Below are 19,811 nucleotides of genomic sequence, written 5' to 3' on the forward strand. Positions count from 1 at the left end.
GCCATCTCCTCAGTCTCGGTTGTTCCGATGCCTGAGGTTAACAGCTCACCGCGAAAGTTAACAGCCCCACGGGGCCTTTTTGAAACCGTCTCTTATGCCCGTTGCATACGCTGACCCTTTTGAACCCGGGTCGCGGGGACACGCCGGCCGACTAGCCTGACACGTCGTTCAGGCCGCTGGCTGGCCCCGCGCCCACGACGCGGCCGGCACGCCTGCCGCCGCCGCACGGAGCCAGACCATGAACTTCGGCCTTCTGCTGTCGACCCTTCCGCACGTCACGGAATCGCGCCCCCACTACGACGCGATGCTGACGCTCGACGCCCGTCCGCGGGTGTTCTCCCGCCTGCTGAACCAGTTGAAAGCGTTGATCCGCTAAAAGAGACACGCCGAGCGCGCCTCGGCATGCGCACGTGCGGCCGCCTTCGAGCGGCCGTCCCGCGCGCATCCCAAGGTCGCACGCTCATCGAATCGCATAACCCTTAGCCGTACGGAACACATCATGTCCACGCCCTCCAACGTCTCTCCACCGATCGCGGTCGACCGCAGCGCCGTGCTCGACGACGCCCACCTGGGCGACATCCGCGGTGCGCTCGGCACGATCCCGCACCACGACACCGGCGCACGCGGCACGTGGTGGGCGCGCCTGCGTACGCTGCTCGCGATCATCGGCCCGGGCCTGATCGTGATGGTCGGCGACAACGACGCGGGCGCATTCGGCACCTATACGCAGGCCGGCCAGAACTACGGCACGACGCTGCTGTGGACGCTGCTGCTGCTCGTGCCCGTGCTGTACGTGAATCAGGAAATGGTGCTGCGCCTCGGCGCGGTCACGGGCGTCGGCCATGCGCGGCTGATCTTCGAACGCTTCGGCAAGTTCTGGGGCGCGTTCAGCGTGATCGACCTGTTCCTGCTCAACGCGCTGACCATCGTCACCGAATTCATCGGCATCACGTTCGTGCTGGATTTCTTCGGGCTGCCGAAGGTGGCCGGCGTGTGCGTCGCCGCCGCGCTGACGATGGCCGCGGTCAGTACCGGCGATTTCCGGCGCTTCGAGCGGTTCGCGATCGGGCTGTGCGTGCTGAGCCTGCTGCTCGTGCCGGTGCTCGTGTCGATCCACCCGCCCGTCGCGCAGATGACGCGCGATTTCTTCGTGCCGAACTGGCCCGCGCACGCGAAGCTGTCGGACGTGATGCTGCTCGTGATCGGGATCGTCGGCACCACGGTCGCGCCGTGGCAGTTGTTCTTCCAGCAGAGCTACGTGATCGACAAGCGCATCACGCCGCGCTTCATGAAGTATGAAAAAGCCGATCTGTGGATCGGCATCGCGTTCGTGCTGGTCGGCGCGGTCGCGATGATCGGCTTCAGCTCGGCGCTGTTCGGCGGCCATCCGGAAGCCGGCAACTTCACCGACGCGGGCGGCATCATCGCCGGCCTCGAGAAGTATGCGGGCCGCACGAGCGCGACGCTGTTCGCGATCGCGCTGCTCGACGCGTGCATCATCGGCGCGGCGGCCGTGTCGCTGTCGACCGCGTACGCGATCGGCGACGTGTTCAAGATCCGTCACTCGCTGCACCGCGGCGTGACCGACGCGAAGGGCTTCTATCTCGTCTACTTCGGCATCGTCGCGGCGGCGGCCACGCTCGTGCTGATTCCGGGCAGCCCGCTCGGCTTGTTGACGGAAGCCGTGCAGACGCTGGCCGGCGTGCTGCTGCCGAGCGCGACGGTGTTCCTGCTCGTGCTGTGCAACGACCGTCAGGTGCTTGGGCCCTGGGTCAACTCGACGAAGCTCAACGTGTTCACGGGCGCGGTGATCTGGGTGCTGGTGCTGCTGTCGATCATCCTGACCGCGTCGGTGATGTATCCGGACATCAGCGGGGAGGCGATCGTCGACGTGCTGGTGGGCGGCACCGTGCTCGCCATCGCCGGCTATCTCGCGACGGTACTGATTCGCCGCAACAAGCGCGTCGTCGAGCCGGCCGTCGATCGTTCGCTGCGCGACACGTGGCGCATGCCGCCGCTCGACACGCTCGAGCCGCAGAACATGACGCTCGCGACGCGGATCTGGATGGCCGTGCTGCGCGGCTATCTGGTGATTGCGGTCGGGCTCGTGATCGTAAAGGTCGTGCAGATGACGCTGCTGAAGTAACGGCGACCGTCCACGAGGAAGCGGCGCCGGCCCGGCGCCGCGCCGCAACCCGAACATGCCGGCCCGCGAGGCCGGCATGTGCGTTTATGCGATCGGCGAAACGAAACTGCGCCGCGCCGTCGCCCGCGCGTCAGATCAGCTCGAGCTTCGACGTCAGGTACGTGAGCTGGATCCGGTTCGCGACGCCGAAGCGCTTGCGCAGCTTGCGCAGGTGATAGTCGACGTTGTGCGCGCTGGTGTCGAGGCGCCGGCCGATCTCCTTGTCGGACGCGCCTTCGGCGATGCCGAGCAACAACTCCTGCTCGAACGGCGTGAGCCCGTTGACCGCGCGCTCGCGCGACGTCGAGATCAGTTGCGGCGACGCGAACTTGTGTACCGACAGCCCGATCGACAGCGCCTGCTCGATCGTCGCGGGCGTGATCCATTCGCGCGTGCGGCGCGGCGCGGTGAAGCTCATGAACGCGTGCAGCCGCGTGCCGGGCACGGCCATCGAATACATGATGCCGCTGCACATCCCGTCGTCCTGCATCGTCTGCAGGAAGCCGTCGAGCGCGGCCGGGCTCACGCACGAGTCGTCGTCGCGCTCGCGGTGTTCGCGGCGCAATTGCTGCAGGTCCCACACGATCGGCATGTTGCACACGCGCGCGCCGAGCGTGCGCGGATCGACGTCGTGATGGTTGTGGCGCACGTAGTCGCCGCGATAGGTGGCCGGCGTGAATGCTTCGTGCAGGTAGAGACTTTCGACGCGCTCGCGCGCGAATTCGAGGGCGAAGTACGCGAACGTCGAGAAGCCTGTCAGATGCAGCAGGCTCGTGACGATCCGGTTGCGCTCGGCCGTGCTCTGTGCGTGCGCGAGCGTATCGGCGACGCCGAGCTTCGGCGCGTGCGGCTGCGCGACGTCGCCGCGTTTCACGTCGTCGCACCAGACGACCTGCACGGTGCGCTCGCGCAGCGTGTCCGCGCAGGCGTTCAATCCGCGCGACGAGCGGGACAAGGTGGTTGGGGCGACCGCTTCTTCATGCAATGCAATATCGGACATGAGCCATCCCTCGGAATCGACGCGCATCGCCTGGCGGCGGCCGTATCGTGTACGGCATTCGCGGCGGTGCGACCGAGCATCGTTGTGATATGCGCCGATCGTCATCCCTGACGAAACGCGGGGGCATTGTACAAAAATGCCGGTGTGTGGGTAATATGCCGTAATACTAATTGCGGCGAAAGGTTCATGTTCGTGCGCATATAACGACGACCAGAAAATCATAAAGAAAAGACCAGATCGTGACGGGGCGCAGTTTCACATATTGGGAAAGGGCGGGCTCCTCATGACATATGCTGACGGCGCACCACGCGTCGAGTGGTTCTCACAAGCCGATATAGCGGCCGCCGCCGCTTATTCGAACGAATATCACGCAATCGAGCGTGACGTTTTTACCGGTATTCAAATCACGTCCGGTAAAACCGACCTTGCGTCATTCGATTTCGCGCAATGCCATGCGCGATTGCGGCAAATCGGATTCAGTACGCTCGGTTACGGCGCGTACGAAATGATCGGGCGGCGCATTCTGCGCGCGCATCTGCTGCGCGACCTCGCGCCGGCGACGTTCATGCAGCCGTTCATCGAAGGGATGCTGTACGAAAGCGACCCGCGCTTCGCGCAGGTGCGGCAAAGCGGCTTCCCGGTCGCGTGGCGGCTCGACGAGATCGAGGCGGCCGCGCACGGCAGCGGCGACCGCAAGGTGCTGGCGCTCGCCGGCCACTTGCGTGCGCACGCAATGAACAGCGGCGTGATCTTCAGCCTGTCGGCGCCGCGGCTCGACCTGCGCGTCGCGGTAAACGTGACGTCGGAAACGCACGGCACCGAATGGATCGACGATCGGGTGATCGGCGGCGCGCTGTCGGTCAGTCTGGCCGTGCATCGCGTCGCGCTGCCGTTCCTCGAGGCGCGGGTCGCGCGCATGCGCGGCTTCGCGCTCGGCGACGAGCAGCAGCAGGTGCTCGACCGGCTCGTGCACGGGCTGTCCGACCAGGAGATCGCGAGCGCGCTGCGCACGTCGCTGCACAAGGTCGGGCACCACATCCGCTCGCTCGAAAAACTCTTCAACGTACAGAACCGCGCGCAGCTCGCGTACCTCGCCGCGCGCCGGCTGCCGTCCTGACCCGACCCCTGCCGCAGGCGCGCGCCGGCGGCCCGGCGCGCGATGGAAGCGGTTCCGGCGGCGCGTGCCCGAGCCGGCCGCCGGGTTTCGTAGTCCGATTCGATCGTCTGAGGAAAACGCGCTTTCACGCTACGAGGCGCGCTTCTTTTTCCGCCGTTTCCCGTCGCTACACTCGTCCCATTCAACGGTCCGCGCAGCACGGGGAAGGGTTGCCCGTGCCAGCCGGCGATAACGACAGGACGACGGCACGATGGCTGAACCGAAGGCGCTCCCCCGCGACTGGCAGCGGTTGTTTTCCGCCGGCCGCGGCGTGTCCGGACGGCGCCTCGGGGGCGCGTCGCCGCGCGCCGACCTGTTTCTCGCGACCTTCATCGTCGCGGTCGTCGCGCTGTTCATCCTGCCGCTGCCGCAGGCCGCGCTCGACGGGATGATCTCGCTGAATCTGGCGGCGAGCGTCGTGCTGCTGACGGTGTCGACCTACGTGCCGTCGGCGGTCAGCTTCTCGTCGTTTCCGGCGCTGCTGCTGTTTACGACGCTGTTCCGGCTCGCGCTGAACATCGCGTCGTGCAAGCTGATCCTGCTGCATGCGAACGCCGGCCACGTGATCGACGCGTTCGGGCGGCTGGTGGTCGGCAACAACGTGGTGGTGGGCGGCGTGGTGTTCCTCGTGATCGCGGTCGTGCAGTTCATCGTGATCGCGAAAGGGTCGGAGCGGGTGGCCGAAGTCGGCGCGCGCTTCTCGCTCGATGCGATGCCCGGCAAGCAGATGAGCATCGACGCGGACTTGCGCGCGGGCATCATCAGCGCCGACGAAGCGCGCGAGCGCCGCGAGAAACTCGAGCAGGAATCGCAGATGCACGGCGCGATGGACGGCGCGATGAAGTTCGTGAAGGGCGACGCGATCGCGGGCCTCGTGATCGCGTTCATCAACATCGTCGCGGGGATCGCGGTCGGCACGCTGATGCACGGGATGGACATCGGCGAAGCGCTGCAGCGTTACGCGATTCTGACGGTCGGCGACGGGATGGCGTCGCAGATTCCGTCGCTGCTCGTGTCGATCGCGGCCGGCATCGTGACGACGCGCGTCGCGACGCGCGATGCGCGGCAACGCCAGCTCGGCGAACAGCTCGGCGAGCAACTGGGTGCGCATCCGCGCGCGTTGCTGATCGCGGCGTTCGTGCTGAGCGGTTTTCTCGTCGTGCCGGGTTTCCCGAAATGGTCGTTCGCGCTGATCGCGCTCGGCCTCGGCGCCTTCGCGTTCTCGCAACTGAAGCGCAAGACGTCCGCGCCGAGCTTCAACCTGATTCATGTCGCGGGGCGCGTCGGCGCGGCCGACGACGGCCAGCCCGCGAAGGTGTCGCACGCGGCGGGTGTCACGTCGCTGATCGCGGTGTCGCTGTCCGACGACCTGCGTACGAACCTGAACCTCGCGCAATTGCAGGCGGCGCTGTCGAGCGCGAAGGCGCGCGTCGACGCGGACATCGGCACGGTGTTCCCGCGTATCACGCTGAACGACGACGAAGGCGCGCCGGCCGGCACGTACCGGATCTACCTGCAGGACGTGCTCGTCGCGCACGGCGCGCTGAAGCCGGGCTGGCTGCTGTGGGACGGCGTCGCGCCGCTGCCCGAGCGCGCGGAGCGCCAGCCGGCCGAAGCGTTCGGCCCGTTCGCGACCGCGCTGTGGATCAAGCCCGACGGCGCGGCGCCGGACGGCAAGTGGCTGTCGAGCGAGAGCGCGCTGGCCGCGCACGTCGAGCAGATCGTGCGCCAGCACGCGGACGAGCTGCTCGGCATCCAGGAGACGCAGGCGCTCGTGCATCTGGTGCGCCGCGATCATCCGGAGCTCGTCGGCGAACTGACGCGGCTCGTGCCGCTGCAGCGCGTGACCGAAGTGTTGCGCCGCCTGCTGGCCGAACAGGTGCCGATCCGGAACCTGCGCGTGATCTTCGAGAGCCTGATCACGTGGGCGCCGAACGAGCCCGACGACGTGATCGCGCTGGTCGAGCTCGTGCGCGTCGACCTGCGCCGGATGATCACCGATCGTCACGCGGGCACGGCGCGCCAGCTGCGGGTCGTGCTGTTCGAGCAGAACCTGCAGGAGCGGATCGAGAGCGCGGTGATGCGCACCAAGCAGGGCAATTTCCTCGCGCTGTCGAGCGCGGTCAAGCAGGACATCGGCGAACAGGTGCGCGCGATCGTGCAGGCCGCGCAGGCGGCCGGCCCCGGCGGCCACGGCAACGCGCAGGGTGGCGCGCACGGTGGCGCGCGGCTCGCGGTGATGGTCGCGCTCGGCGCGCGCCGCTACGTGAAGACGATTCTGCAGCCGGTGCTGCCCGAACTCGCGGTGCTGTCGTACCAGGAAGTCGAGGAGGACGTGCAGTTGCATACGGTCGGCTGGGTGAAGAACCCGCCGGACGACGGCACGGTCGGCGCGGGCGCCGACGTGCGCGCGCCGGGAGCCGTGCAATGACGAGCTCGACGATCCTCGACCTGACGCGCCAGGCGCTGATGCTCGTGCTGCTGCTGTCGCTGCCGATCGTGCTGATCGCGACCGTCACGGGCCTCGTCGTCGCGATCCTGCAGGCCGTCACGCAGGTGCAGGACGCCAATATCGGCATCGCGGTGCGGCTGATCGCCGTGATGGTCGCGCTCGTGCTGCTGTCCGGCTGGCTCGGCGGCGAAGTGCTGCGCTTCGCGCAGCAGGCGCTGGAACGCATGTTCGTTTCTTCCACAGGAGTCCTTTGATGCGTCGACGCGTCGCCTCGATCCGGTTTCAACCGCGCAGCCTGCAACGGGCCGCGCTTGCCGTGTGCGCGACCGCGCTGCTCACGGCGTCGCTGTGCATGGCGCCCGCGCAGCATGCGCGCGCCGCGGACCTGCGCTGGCGCAACAAGCCGTTCACGATCGTCGCGAACGGCAAGAAGATCGGCGACTTCATCCGCGAGCTCGCGTCGTCGCAGGGCGTGACGGCGGTGGTCGACCCGAAGGTCGACGGCGTGATCAGCGGCCGCTTCTCCGGCACGCCGCAGCAGACGCTCGACACGATCTGCTCGACCTACGGGCTCACGTGGTACTACGACGGCTCGTTCCTGTACGTCGATCCGGCCGACCAGTCGCAGACGCAGATGATCCCGATTCCGCCGAATGCGTCCGGCGAAATCGGCCGCGCGCTGCAGGCGATGCAGATTCCGGACAAGCGCTACACGCTGGTGATCAACGATCGCGCGAACAGCGTGTACGTGGCCGGCCCGCGCCGCTATGTCGAGCTCGTGCGGCAGGCGGTCGGCTCGGTCGGCGATCCGTCGGCGAACGGCGCGCATGCGGACATCCGCGCGTTCCGGCTGAAATACGGCTGGGCGTCGGACTTCACGATCAACCGCTCGGGCAAGGAAGTGACGGTGCCAGGCGTCGCGACGATCCTGCGCCGGCTGTTCGGCAAGGGCGGCGGCACGACCGCGGCGCCGTCCAGCACGCCGCTCGGGCAGGCCGCGCGCCAGGTGAAGCTCGGTTCGGGGCTGACGATCGCGGTGCCGCGGCTCGACTTTCCCGACATTTCCGGCGGCCCGCGGCAGGGCGGTTATGGCGGGGCGGACAGCGGCATGGGCGGCGGCTTCTCGCCGTTCTCGAACAACGGCGGCGGCGACACGCTGCCGCAGATCGTCGCCGACCCGGCGATCAACGCGGTGATCGTGCGCGACCTGCCGGAGAACATGTACCGCTACCAGTCGCTGATCGGCCAGCTCGACGAGCGGCCGCGCATCGTCGAGATCAACGTGACGATCATCGACATCAACGAGGATTCGCTCGACAGCCTCGGGATCGACTGGCGCCTGCACACGACGCACGGCGACGTGCAGATCGGCAACGGCCAGAACGCGCTGAACGGCAACACGCAGTACAACGGCGCCGGCAATCCGCCGCTGACGTTCGGCATCGGCACGTCGGAAACCGGGCAGACGGGCGCCTTCATGCCGACCGGCATCGCGCTGACCGCGTCGATCGGCGGGTCGCTGCGCAACTACCTGCTCACGCGCGTGAACGCGCTCGCGCAGAAAGGCCAGGCGCAACTGCGATCGAAGCCGAAGGTGCTCGCGCTCGACAACACCGAGGCGATCCTCGAGAACCTCACGCAGTTCTACGTGCAGGTGCCGGGCTATCAGGATTCGTCGCTGTACAGCGTGACGACCGGCACCAGCATCAAGGTGACGCCGATGATCGTCGACGAGGCGATCCGCAACGCGGCGGCCGTGTCGGGCAACCCGCAGAGCGTGATGATGTCGATCGACATCCAGGACGGCAATATCGTGCCGGGGCAGGCGGTGTCGAACGTGCCGGTGATCCAGCAGCGCAACATCGTCACCAAGACGATGATCGACGAAGGCAAGAGCCTCCTGATCGCCGGTTTCAACGACGACGAGGTGCGGCTGAACAAGAGCGGCGTGCCCTGGCTGTCCGACATCCCGCTGATCGGCAACCTGTTCAAGTACACCGACAAGTCGGGCAACCACATGGAGCGGTTCTACCTGCTGACGCCGCGGGTCGTGACGAGCGCGTCGATGTATGCGCCGGACGGCTCGCCGGTGAATCCGGGCGTCGACGGTCCGGCGAACCAGGAAGGGATGTCGATGTATCGCCCGCCGGACAACGACGTCACGGTGCCGCTGACGCCGAAGCCGCTGCCCGGCACGAAATTCGGTCCGCCCGCGTTGCCGCCGCCGAAGGATACGGCGGCGTCGCAGCCCGCGGCGACGACCGCAGGAGTGGTCACGCATGTCGACGAGCATCATTGATCCGCACGGCGACGGCGCATTGCCCGGCGGCGCGGCGGGCGGGGCCGGCTCGGCCGCCGCGCTCGCGTCGCCGTGGAACCTGTGCTTCCTGAGCGGGCCGATGTACGGCCGTACGATGTCGCTCGCGCGCGGCGCGAACTGGGTCGGCACGGCGGCCGACTGCGAGGTGATCCTGCCCGATCGCGAGATCGGCGCGAAACAGGTGTGCCTGCAGGTCGGCGCGCTCGCGGTGACGGTGCAGAACCACGGCGGCGATGCCGGCGCGCCGGTGCTGTTCAACGACGAGCCGCTCGGCACCGGCCGCCGCTCGTTGACGCCGAACGACGTCGTGACGGTCGGCTCGATCCGGCTCGGCATCGCACGGCATGCGCAGGCGAGCGTCGCGGTGCCCGACGAAACCGATGCGCCGGACGCCGCGCGCGAAGCCGCGTGGCTCGGCTGGCTCACGGGCGGGCTACGGCGGCTGGGCAGCCGGCGGCTCGTGATCGCGCTGGTCGCGCTGTGGGTCGGCGTGCTGCTCGGCGCGCTCGGCTACGGCTTCGTCGCGTGGTCGGGGCGGCTGCCGTGGCAGCACGAATCGGTGCTCGCGCGCACGCACCGGCTGCAGCAACTGCTGCACGCGTATCCGGAGCTGGCGGTCGCGCCGCGGGACGACGGCGTGATCGTGTCGGGCTACGTGAGCGACCCGGCCGCGCGCGAGCGCGTCGCGCAGATCGTCGCGGGCGTCGACAACGCGGCGCTCGGCAACATCTACGTGGTCAGCGATCTCGTGGCGACCGCGCAGACCTATTTCAGCGACACGGCGCTGACGGTCACGTATCTCGGCCGCGGCCGGATCGAGCTGACGGGCACGGCCGCGCGCGCGCAGATCGAGCCGCGCATCCGCAACTACATGAAGGACGCGCGCCCGGCGCTCGAGGTGGTCGATCACGTGCGCGATGCCGATGCGGCCGCGCCGCGCACGGCGACGACGCTCGGCGGCACGGCCGGCATTCCGGAGATCACGACCGTGTTCGCCGGCGACGGCGACCAGCGCTACATCGAGACGGTCGACGGCAGCCGCTATTTCGAAGGCGCGCGGCTGAAGGAGGGCGCGACCGTCGTGTCGATCGGCCCGGACGAGGTCGTGTTCGAACGCAACGGCCAGCGCATCACGATGCCGCTCGGCGGCCCGTCGGCGCGTGCGCCCGAGCAGGCGCCGGCGCCGCCCGTGGCGCCGCTCGCGAGCGGTGCGGCGGCGGGCGTCGCGCAGCCGGTGCCGGGGCCGACGCTGTTGCCGCGCGAGCCGGCGGCCGGTGTATCGACGAAGGAGGCGGCGCACTAGCGTCGCGACGAATCAGGCGCAGCGCGAATCGCGCTGCGCGCATCACGCGACACGTCGCCGGCAGGCGGCGCGTCACGTCATCGGCGGGGCATGGGGCCGCCGCCGGCAACGCAAGTGAACGTCACGTAAAGGAGCGAAACATGACTGCCCCCACCGGTAGCGCAACCGACACGAAGCAGGTCCAGCAGCAGGCCGACGACCTGACCAAGACGCAGCTCGAACTGACGAAGATCAACTTCCAGGTCCAGCAATCGACTGCGACGTTCGAAACCAGCAACGCAGTGACCGCGCAGGAGGGGACGGCGAACGCCCAGGTCGCGCAACACCTGAGTTCCGCCGGCCGCGCGTGATGCCGGTCGCCGGCCGTGCCGCGCGACGCCGGATGCCGGGGCCGCCCGTGACGGGCGCCCGGTGCGGCGTGGGTGCGTGCCGGCCGGCCCGTTTCCGGCCCTGCCGGTCAAGGAGGATACGATCATGTCGGTAACAGGCGTAGGCGCGGCGCCGCCGGGCGCAGCCGCGCTCGCGAGTGCCGCGCAGCAAACGGGCGCGACGTCCGATCCGGCGCAGGTGCGCCAGTTCGATGCGCTGATGCAGCCGGGCGCGTCGTCGGCCGCACCCCCGTCTTCGTCCGGTGTCGCGATGTCGCGCGCACCGGCGGATGCGGCGCCGGCCGTGCAGATGACGCCCGCGCAGGCGAACCAGTCGTCGCTCGTCGAGCGGTTGCGCACCTACGGCAACGATCTCGATTCGCGGTACGCGAACATCGACAAGCACCGCAGCGAGATGCTGACGTCGATGGCGGACAGCCGCAGCGATCCGCTGATGACGATGGTGAAGGCGATGGATTTCCAGTGGACGGCAACCACCACGATTTCGGAATACCAGTTGAGCCTGTCGGTTGCGCAGGCGGCGAACGGCTTCACGCACACGGTGCTGAAGACGCAGGAGTGACGAAAGCCGGTGCGTGTGCCTGCAACGGCCGCGCGCCCTGAAGCGGACAAACGATGACGACGATCGATTCGACGCCGCGCACGCATGCGTGGCGCAGCCGGGCGGCGCGCGCGCTGCTCGCGGGGCTGCTCGTGCTGTTGGCCGGGTGCCAGAAGGAGCTGTACTCGGGCCTGTCGGAGCGCGATGCGAACCAGATGGTCGCGGTGCTCGGCGACGCGGGCATCAGCGCGTCGAAGGACAACGATGCGCGCGACACGTCGGACCGCAACGCGTGGCTCGTGAGCGTCGCGGACGGCGACATGCAGGCGGCGCTCACGGTGCTGCAGGCGAACGGGCTGCCGAAGCCGAGCTATGCGAGCCTCGGCGAGCTGTTCCAGAAGCAGGGGCTCGTGTCGACCCCGGCCGAGGAGCGCGTGCGCTACCTGTACGGCGTGTCGCAGGACCTGTCGCGCACGCTGCAGGACATCGAAGGCGTGGTGGTCGCGCGCGTGCAGGTCGTGATTCCGGAGAACGATCCGCTCGCGGACAAGATCAAGCCGTCGTCGGCCGCGGTGTACATCCGCTACCGGCCGGGCGTCGACCTGCGCGCGATGGCGCCGATGGTCAAGGATCTCGTCGCGCACAGCATCGAAGGGCTGCAGTACGACAACGTGTCGCTGTTCCTGCAACCGGCCGCCGCGCGCGCGACGCGCGTGGACGGCATCGGCAGCGCTGTGTCGGACATCCTGCGGCTGCGCTCGCCGCTCGGCTGGCTGGTGTTCGCGCTGATCCTGCTGACCTGCGCGGTGATCGCGCTGTCGGCCGCCAGGCGCGGGATGTTCGGCGCGCGCCTCGCGGGCCTCGTCGGCGCACCGCGCGGCGCGAACGGCGGTGGTTCGGCCGCGCAGCAGGCAGGCGGCGGGCTGCGTACGCCGGACGGCGCGCGCGACGGCGCATGAGCGACCCGCACGCGCTGCCGCCGGGCGAGGCGGGCGAGGCGGCGCCGCTGCCGTGGCTGCAGCCGATCGCGCCGCCGCCCGCCGCGCGCGCTGCCGCGTTTCATGCGCTCGTCTGCGACTTCAACCTGCGGCCCGACCGCTATCTGCACGTGACGCGCGTGCCGGCCGACTGGCCCGCGCGCTATCGTTCGCCGGACGCGTTCGGCGCGGCCGGCCGCAAGCTGCTCGCGCGGCACCTGCTCGACCTGCACGGCGTGGCCGACCGGCACGACTTCGACGTCGCGAGCCCGTGCGCGCGGCTTGCGCTGCTGCCCGGCGCGGCGCTCGAACAACTGGCCGCGTATGCGGGGCTGCTGCTGCATCGCGCATGGCTGCGCGACGCGCTGGCGGGGCGGCGCATTCGCGCGGAAGTCGCGGCGCGGCTCGGCGGCGATGCGCTCGAACTCGCGCTCGAACGCGCGCCGGAATTCGGCGCGCTCGCCGAAACGCTCGAACCGTGGCGCGCCGATCCCGCCGCGCTGCCGGTCGTGATCCGCGCGCGCGGCGGGCGCTTGCTCGCCGATTTCATCGGCGTGGCCGGCGACGCGGTGGCGCGGCGCGTGCGCCTGAAATTCAACCGCGCGATCGACGACGAAGCGCCGTACTGGCTGAACCGCGCGCAGCGCGACCAGTTCGGCGAACTGATGTTCCTGTTTCTGATTCCCGAGAGGCTTGCGTCATGGGACTGGCTTTTCTGATCACGAGCGACAACCTGCAGCTGCTGTCCGAGCGCAAGGTGCTCAAGGAGCGCGAATACGCGGCGCTGCTCGACGCGTCCGCGGTGATCGCGACCGCGCATGAAGAAGCGGCGCGCATCGTCGCCGACGCGCAGCGCGAATTCGACAAGCGCCAGGCGGCCGGCTACGACGAAGGCATGCGCCGCGCGCAGCGCGAGCAGGCCGCGCAAGCCTACACGCAGGCGCTCGCCGCGACGCGCACGATGGAGACGATGAAGGATGCGATGGCCGATATCGTCGTGAAGGCCGTGCGCGCGATCGTCGGCGAGATGAGCACGCAGAAGCTGTACGAGGCCGCGCTCGCGCGGATCGCGCCGCTCGTACGCGACGAGGCGTTCCTGATCGTGCGCGTCGCGCCCGGCCGCACGGACGAAATGCGCGACGCGCTCGACGGCGCGTTCGCCGGGCAGTCGAACCGGCAGAAGATCCGCATCGTCGAGGATGCGCAGCTCGAACGCCACGCGTGCACGGTCGAGACGCCGTCCGGGCGGATCGACGCGAGCCTCGACCTGCAGATCGACGCGCTGCGCCAGGCGATCCGCCGCGACGCGCTGAAAGGGGCCGCGGGATGAGCGCGCCGCTCGACGATCCGCCGTCGTTCGGCGACGACGACGCGCCGTTCGATCGCGGCCGCCTGGTCGGCGAGCTCGACGCGGGGCTCGCGTTCTTCTCGCCGGTCTCGGTGCAGGGCCGCGTCAACCACGCGGTCGGGCAGATCCTGAACGCGACGGGCATCCGCGCGCGGCTCGGCGAGATCTGCGAGCTGCGCACGCCGAACCAGCCGACGCTGCTCGCGGAGGTGGTCGGCTTCTCGCGGCAGACGACGCTGCTCACGCCGCTCGGCGACGTGGCCGGCCTGTCGCCGGAGACGACCGTCGTGCCGTCCGGGCGCGAACATGTCTTTCCCGTGGGCGAAGGACTGTTCGGCCGCGTGCTCGACGGGCTCGGCCGGCCGCTCGACGATCGCGGGCCGGTGACGGGCGCCGCGTGGGTGTCGACGCAGCAGGACCCGCCGAACCCGCTCGCGCGCAAGATGATCGACACGCCGTTTCCGACCGGCGTGCGCGTGATCGACGGGCTGATGACGCTCGGCATCGGGCAGCGCGTCGGCATCTTCGCGCCGTCCGGCGTCGGCAAGAGCACGCTGCTCGGGATGATCGCGCGCGGCGCGCAGGCCGACGTGAACGTGATCGCGCTGGTCGGCGAGCGCGGCCGCGAGGTGCGCGAATTCATCGAGCACAGCTTGTCGCCGGAAGTGCGCGCGCGGTCGATCGTCGTCGTGTCGACGTCCGATCGCCCCGCGATGGAGCGCGTGAAATCCGCGCTGGTCGCGACCGCGATCGCCGAGCACTTCCGCGATGCGGGCAAGCGCGTGCTGCTGCTGGTCGATTCGCTGACGCGCTTTGCGCGCGCGCAGCGCGAGGTCGGCCTCGCGAGCGGCGAGCCGCCGACGCGGCGCAGCTTCCCGCCGTCGACGTTCGCGGTGTTGCCGCGCCTGCTCGAACGCGCGGGGCAGGGGGCGCACGGGTCGATCACCGCGCTCTACACGGTGCTCGTCGAAGGCGACGAGGAATCGGACCCGATCGCCGAGGAGGTGCGCTCGATCCTCGACGGCCATATCGTGCTGTCGCGCAAGATCGCGCTCGCGAACCGCTATCCGGCGATCGACGTGCTCGCGAGCCTGTCGCGGGTGATGCCGCTCGTCGCGAGCCGCGCGCACCAGCATGCGGCCGCGCGCGTGCGCGAGTTGATCGCGAAGTACCAGGAGATCGAGCTGCTCGTGCAGATCGGCGAGTATCGCGAAGGCAGCGACCGGCTCGGCGATCTCGCGCTGCGCGCGCGCGACGCGATCGGTGCGTTCTGCGCGCAGGCGTCGGACGAGGACGTGCGCTTCGACGCGCTGCTCGCGAAACTGACGAAGCTGGCGAACGATCATGTCTGAAGCCGACGACCGCCTCGTGCTCGCGACGCTTGCCCGTCTGAAGCGGGTGCGCGAGATGCGCAGCCAGATCGCGCGCGTCGCGGCCGCGCGCCAGCAGGGCATCGCCGCGCAGAGCCGGCGCGCGCTGGCGGCCGCGCAGGCGCAGCTCGCGCAGCAGGTCGCCGCGAAGGCCGCGATCCAGACGCGCCTGGCCGACGACGTGCGTGAAGCGCGCGCGTTGCAGAACGCGGCGGCCGATACGCGCACGTTCGACCGGCATATCGGCACCGCGAACGCGTCGGTGAGCGAGGCCGCGCACGTGCATCGCGGCCACGAGGCGACGCTCGCCGACCTGCAGCGCGCCGCACGCAAGGCGAAGGCCGCCGAGGACAAGCTGGAGAAAGCCGGCGAGAAGGCGCTGCATGCGCGCGCCGCGCGGGTCGAGCGCGACGCCGACGACGTCGCGGACGGCTACGCGGTGCGGCGCTTCGCGACCGGCGGCACCTGGGTGGCCGGCGCGGGCGACGCGGCCGGTCACGGGTCCACGCCGCCGGAGGCCGCCGCCGCGTTCGATGCGGCGATGACCGACGTGGAGACGGGCGCCGCCGCTGCCGCTGACGCCGATGCATCCGATACATCCGATACATCGGACGCACCCGCCATGCCCGACGATTCCGTCCCGTCCGCCGCCGCGGAGCGCCGATGCTAGACCAGGCCGCGGGTTTCAACGACGTCGCCGGCATGCTGCGGCCGCTGCTCTACGTGATGCCGCGTCTGTTGCCGGTCATGCTGATCGTGCCGGTGTTCAACGAGCAGATCATCACGGGCCTCGTGCGCAACGGGATCGCGGTCGTGATCGCCGCGTTCGTCGCGCCGACGATCGATGCCGCGCAGGTGGCCGCGCTGCCGTTCCTGATGTGGTGCCTGCTGGTCGCGAAGGAGGCGATGGTCGGCATGCTGCTCGCGGGCGCGTTCAGCGCGGTGCTGTTCGCGATCCAGGGCGTCGGCTACCTGATCGATTTCCAGACCGGCAGCGGCAGCGCCGCGTTCTTCGATCCGATGGGTGGCCACGAGGGCGGCCCGACTTCCGGATTCCTGAATTTCGTCGCGATCGCGCTGTTCGTGACAGCCGGCGGGCTGCAGGTGCTCGTGCAACTGTTCGCGCAGTCGTACGCCTGGTGGCCGATCGGCTCGCTCGGCCCCGATTTCTCGTCGATGCTGCAGACCTTCATCGTGCGGCAGACCGACACGATCTTCGAATGGATGGTGAAGCTCGCCGCGCCGGTCACGATCGTGCTGGTGCTCGTCGAGCTCGGCGTCGGCCTGGTCGGGCGCGCGGTGCCGCAGCTCAACATCTTCGTGTTCTCGCAGCCGCTGAAGAGCGCGCTCGCGATGCTGATGATGATCCTGTTCCTGCCGGTGGTGTACGCGTCGCTGCATGCGCTGCTGAGCCCCGACAGCGGGTTGATGGCGCTGCTGCGCGCGCTGTTCGCCGCGCACGGCGGCGGCTGAGCGCGCGGGAGCCGCGATGGCCGAAAAGGACCAGAAGCCGACCGCGAAGCGCCTGCGCGAGGCGCGCGAGAAAGGCGACGTGCCGAAAAGCGCGGAAACGGTGTCGTCGGCGTTCTTCGTCGGCGTGTGCGTGGCGCTCGCGGTGGGCATCGGTTCGCTGTTCGCGCGGTTGCAGGCGCTGTTCCGGCTCGTGTTCGACGCGGTCGGCGCGGCCGATCCGGCCGCGCGGCTCGCGGTGCTGATCGACGGCGCCGCGCGCGACTGGGCGACGCTGTCCGCGCAGATCGTCGCGGCCGGGCTGCTGGCGGGGTTGCTCGCGGGCTTCGTGCAGGTGGGCGGCGTGATGGCGTGGAGCCGCCTCGTGCCGCAGTTGTCGCGGCTCAACCCGGCCGAGGGGATGAAGAACCTGTGGTCGCTGCGCAACCTCGTCAATCTCGCGAAGATGTTGCTGAAGACGGCGCTGCTCGTCGCGACGCTCGGCTGGCTGATCGTCGAGTCGCTCGATCCGTCGGTGCAGTCGGGCTTCACGCGGCCGGTCTCGATCCTCGCGCTGATCGTGAAGCTGCTGATGCTGCTGTTCGGCTGGGCCGCGCTGATCTACATCGTGATGGCGTTGATCGACATCGTGCACCAGCGGCACGAGTTCAACCAGAAGATGAAGATGTCGATCGACGAAGTGCGGCGCGAGCACAAGGAGGACGAAGGCGATCCGCACATCCAGGCGAAGCGCCGCCAGCTCGCGCGCGAAGTGCAGTTTGCGTCGCTGCCCGACCGGATCGGCTACGCGTCGGTGGTCGTCTATTCGCCGCGCGTCGCGGTCGCGCTCTACTACGGCGGGATGGGCTCGCTGCCGTGGGTACTCGCGCGCGGCGAGGGCGACGCGGCCGAGCGGATCGTGCGGCTCGCCCGCGACGCGCTGCGCCCGACGCTCGCGAACGTCGGGCTCGCGCAGGCGCTGTACGAGACGACGCCCGAGAACGGCACGATCCAGCCGCAGCATTTCCGCGAGGTCGCGCAGTTGCTGAAATGGGCGACCGGCGCCGGTTGACGGCGGCGTGGCGTGGCGGCGTTGCCGTCGGCATACGGCCCTTTTTTCATCCGCAACGCTTGCCGGCCAACTCACCGGATTCGATATGGCCCCTTGCGCGACCATCCGCACGCGGCACTTGACGTCCATTTTTTTCCGGACGGTGCCGACATTCACTGGTGAATTATTGCTGATTTATTTCTTCGTAATATGGCTCGACCGTCATGCCCGACGGCGGGCCGCGAGGTTGCGCGGTGCGTGACGGAACTGGTCAACAGGGGCAGACAAATCAATGTGCGGAATCGACGGCTTTCTGAATAGCGTCGCCTTCGATGAGGAGACAGCGCGCGGCACGCTCGCGCGAATGACGGCGAGCCTCGCGCATCGCGGGCCGGACGGGCAGGGGATCTGGGTCGACCCGGAAGCCGGCATCGCGCTCGGCCACCGGCGGCTCGCGATCGTCGACCTGTCGGTGCACGGCCGGCAGCCCATGGCTTCCGCGTGCGGCCGCTACGTCCTCGTCTTCAACGGCGAAATCTACAACCATCGCGAACTGCGCGCGGAGCTCGAGCGTGCGGGGCGCGCACCGGCGTGGCGCGGCCACTCCGACAGCGAGGTGCTGATCGCGGCGATCGTCGCGTGGGGCGTCGAGGCCACGTTGCGCCGCGCGACCGGCATGTTCGCGTTCGCGCTGTGGAATCGCGCGTCGCGGGTGCTGACGCTCGCACGCGACCGGATCGGCGAGAAGCCGCTCTACTACGGCCGGATCGGCGACGCGCTGGTGTTCGCGTCCGAGCTGAAGGCATTGCGCGGCTACCCGGGCTTCGACGGCACGGTCGACCGCGACGCGCTGTGCCTGTACCTGCGCCAGTCGAGCGTGCCCGCGCCTTACACGATCTATCGCGGCATCCGCAAGCTGCCGCCCGGCACGTACATCCAGTTCGAACATGCGCGCGACACGCCGCGCCTGCGCGCGTACTGGACGCTCGAACAGGCGATCGAGGCGGGCCGCGCGCAGCCGTTCGACGGCACCTCCGACGAAGCCGTCGGCCAGCTCGACGCGATCTTGCGGCAGGCCGTCGCGCGGCAGATGGAGGCCGACGTGCCGCTCGGCGCGTTCCTGTCGGGCGGCGTCGATTCGTCGGCGATCGTCGCGCTGATGCAGGCGCAATCGGCGACGCCGGTCGACACGTTTACGATCGGCTTCCACGAGGCCGGCTACGACGAAGCCGGTTACGCGAAGGCCGTCGCGCGCCATCTCGGCACGCGCCATACCGAGCTTTACGTGACCGCCGACCATGCGCTCGGCGTCGTGCCGAAGCTGCCGTCGATCTACGACGAGCCGTTCTCCGATGCGTCGCAGATCCCGACCTTTCTCGTCTCCGAACTGACGCGCCGGCACGTGAAGGTGAGCCTGTCCGGCGACGGCGGCGACGAGCTGTTCGGCGGCTACACGCGCTATTTCCTGACGCCGCGCCTGTGGCGCAAGCTGCATCGCGTGCCGGGCGCCGTGCGCGCGCGGATCGCCGCCGCGTTGCACGCGCTGCGGCCCGACCACGCGGACCAGCTGGCAGCCGTCGCGCAGGGCGCGTGGGGCGGCGGCGTGGAGGCGCGCGAATCGACGTCGCGCATCGGCGATCGCCTGCACAAGCTCGGCCATGTGATGACGGCCGAAAGTCGCATCGGGCTGTACCGGCTGCTGATGTCGTCGGTGCATCATCCGGAGCGCATCGCGCTGTCGGGGCAGGAGCCGCCGACGCCGCTCGACACGGTGTCCGCGTGGCCCGCGCATCTGAGCTTCGCCGAGCAGGCGATGGCGATCGACACGCTCACGTACCTGCCGACCGACATCCTCGCGAAGGTCGATCGCGCGGCGATGGCCGTGAGCCTCGAGACGCGCATGCCGTTCCTCGATCATCACGTCGTCGAATTCGCGTGGCGCGTACCGGCGTCGGTGCGCTTGCCGGAAGGGCAGTCGAAGGCGCTGCTGCGCCGGCTGCTCGACCGGTACGTGCCGTCCGCGCTGATCGACCGGCCGAAGCAGGGCTTTTGCGCGCCCGTCGACCACTGGCTGCGCGGCGCGCTGCGCGACTGGGCCGAGGCGCTGCTGCGGCCGTCGCGCCTGCGCGAAGAAGGCTTCTTCGATGCGGCGGCGGTCGAGCGGCTGTGGCGCCAGCACCAGACGGGCCGGATGAACTGGCAGCACCAGCTGTGGACGGTGCTGATGTTCCAGGCGTGGCTGGAGGCGCAGCGCGCGGCGTGACGGCATC

At 69.4% G+C, this 19,811-nt stretch carries 18 protein-coding genes; 17 read left to right on the forward strand and 1 reads right to left on the reverse strand.

The genetic code is table 11. The features are described 5' to 3' along the window. Positions 1 to 238: 238 nt before the first annotated feature. Entirely contained in the window at positions 239 to 376 is a 138-nt protein-coding gene (locus DFS13_RS40150) for a hypothetical protein (protein ID WP_006487867.1), read from the forward strand. Between the two features lie 123 nt (positions 377 to 499). Continuing rightward, positions 500 to 2,146: an Nramp family divalent metal transporter gene (locus DFS13_RS00005; protein ID WP_006487872.1), complete on the forward strand. Its 1,647-nt coding sequence runs from the start codon at positions 500 to 502 to the stop codon at positions 2,144 to 2,146. Between the two features lie 130 nt (positions 2,147 to 2,276). On the opposite strand, the gene DFS13_RS00010 is transcribed toward DFS13_RS00005, so the two are convergent. Then, positions 2,277 to 3,185: a LuxR family transcriptional regulator gene (locus DFS13_RS00010; protein WP_034178602.1), complete on the reverse strand. Its 909-nt coding sequence runs from the start codon at positions 3,183 to 3,185 to the stop codon at positions 2,277 to 2,279. A gap of 283 nt (positions 3,186 to 3,468) precedes the next feature. On the opposite strand from DFS13_RS00010, the gene DFS13_RS00015 reads away from it, so the two are divergent. The 15 genes from DFS13_RS00015 (at position 3,469) to asnB (ending at position 19,804) form a co-directional block, all read left to right on the forward strand. Beyond that, entirely contained in the window at positions 3,469 to 4,302 is an 834-nt protein-coding gene (locus tag DFS13_RS00015) for an autoinducer binding domain-containing protein (RefSeq protein WP_006487859.1), read from the forward strand. A 250-nt stretch (positions 4,303 to 4,552) separates the two neighbouring features. After that, the gene (gene sctV / locus DFS13_RS00020) at positions 4,553 to 6,772 is read left to right on the forward strand and encodes a type III secretion system export apparatus subunit SctV (protein WP_111441262.1); all 2,220 of its coding nucleotides are present in this window, start codon (positions 4,553 to 4,555) and stop codon (positions 6,770 to 6,772) included. After that, positions 6,769 to 7,047 (forward strand): type III secretion system export apparatus subunit SctS, encoded by a 279-nt coding sequence (gene sctS, locus DFS13_RS00025; protein WP_006480854.1) that lies wholly within the window; start codon positions 6,769 to 6,771, stop codon positions 7,045 to 7,047. The genes sctV and sctS overlap by 4 nt, the downstream gene beginning before the upstream one ends. Then, positions 7,047 to 9,092, forward strand: a complete 2,046-nt coding sequence (sctC, locus tag DFS13_RS00030; RefSeq protein ID WP_077021249.1) for a type III secretion system outer membrane ring subunit SctC — start codon at positions 7,047 to 7,049, stop codon at positions 9,090 to 9,092. The genes sctS and sctC overlap by 1 nt, the downstream gene beginning before the upstream one ends. After that, positions 9,073 to 10,416: a type III secretion system inner membrane ring subunit SctD gene (gene sctD / locus DFS13_RS00035; protein WP_059721999.1), complete on the forward strand. Its 1,344-nt coding sequence runs from the start codon at positions 9,073 to 9,075 to the stop codon at positions 10,414 to 10,416. The genes sctC and sctD overlap by 20 nt, the downstream gene beginning before the upstream one ends. Positions 10,417 to 10,556: 140 nt before the next feature. Next, positions 10,557 to 10,766, forward strand: a complete 210-nt coding sequence (locus tag DFS13_RS00040; RefSeq protein ID WP_006486267.1) for a hypothetical protein — start codon at positions 10,557 to 10,559, stop codon at positions 10,764 to 10,766. Between the two features lie 124 nt (positions 10,767 to 10,890). Further along, positions 10,891 to 11,367: a hypothetical protein gene (locus tag DFS13_RS00045; protein WP_012493472.1), complete on the forward strand. Its 477-nt coding sequence runs from the start codon at positions 10,891 to 10,893 to the stop codon at positions 11,365 to 11,367. A 53-nt stretch (positions 11,368 to 11,420) separates the two neighbouring features. Next, entirely contained in the window at positions 11,421 to 12,305 is an 885-nt protein-coding gene (gene sctJ / locus DFS13_RS00050; RefSeq protein ID WP_012493471.1) for a type III secretion system inner membrane ring lipoprotein SctJ, read from the forward strand. Continuing rightward, the gene (locus DFS13_RS00055) at positions 12,302 to 13,042 is read left to right on the forward strand and encodes a SctK family type III secretion system sorting platform protein (RefSeq protein ID WP_111441263.1); all 741 of its coding nucleotides are present in this window, start codon (positions 12,302 to 12,304) and stop codon (positions 13,040 to 13,042) included. The genes sctJ and DFS13_RS00055 overlap by 4 nt, the downstream gene beginning before the upstream one ends. After that, positions 13,024 to 13,653: a type III secretion system stator protein SctL gene (gene sctL, locus DFS13_RS00060; RefSeq protein ID WP_111441264.1), complete on the forward strand. Its 630-nt coding sequence runs from the start codon at positions 13,024 to 13,026 to the stop codon at positions 13,651 to 13,653. The genes DFS13_RS00055 and sctL overlap by 19 nt, the downstream gene beginning before the upstream one ends. After that, positions 13,650 to 15,023: a type III secretion system ATPase SctN gene (gene sctN / locus DFS13_RS00065; RefSeq protein ID WP_006487564.1), complete on the forward strand. Its 1,374-nt coding sequence runs from the start codon at positions 13,650 to 13,652 to the stop codon at positions 15,021 to 15,023. The genes sctL and sctN overlap by 4 nt, the downstream gene beginning before the upstream one ends. After that, the gene (locus DFS13_RS00070) at positions 15,016 to 15,711 is read left to right on the forward strand and encodes a hypothetical protein (protein ID WP_111441265.1); all 696 of its coding nucleotides are present in this window, start codon (positions 15,016 to 15,018) and stop codon (positions 15,709 to 15,711) included. The genes sctN and DFS13_RS00070 overlap by 8 nt, the downstream gene beginning before the upstream one ends. Next, the gene (gene sctT / locus DFS13_RS00075) at positions 15,705 to 16,514 is read left to right on the forward strand and encodes a type III secretion system export apparatus subunit SctT (RefSeq protein ID WP_006489708.1); all 810 of its coding nucleotides are present in this window, start codon (positions 15,705 to 15,707) and stop codon (positions 16,512 to 16,514) included. The genes DFS13_RS00070 and sctT overlap by 7 nt, the downstream gene beginning before the upstream one ends. Positions 16,515 to 16,530: 16 nt before the next feature. Next, positions 16,531 to 17,562: an EscU/YscU/HrcU family type III secretion system export apparatus switch protein gene (locus DFS13_RS00080; RefSeq protein ID WP_058903313.1), complete on the forward strand. Its 1,032-nt coding sequence runs from the start codon at positions 16,531 to 16,533 to the stop codon at positions 17,560 to 17,562. 271 nt (positions 17,563 to 17,833) lie between these two features. Then, positions 17,834 to 19,804, forward strand: a complete 1,971-nt coding sequence (gene asnB / locus DFS13_RS00085) for an asparagine synthase (glutamine-hydrolyzing) (RefSeq protein WP_111441266.1) — start codon at positions 17,834 to 17,836, stop codon at positions 19,802 to 19,804. Positions 19,805 to 19,811 lie beyond the last annotated feature (7 nt).

It is taken from the genome of Burkholderia sp. 28_3 (genome assembly GCF_003253915.1).
GTDB classification, from domain to species: Bacteria; Pseudomonadota; Gammaproteobacteria; order Burkholderiales; family Burkholderiaceae; genus Burkholderia; species Burkholderia cenocepacia.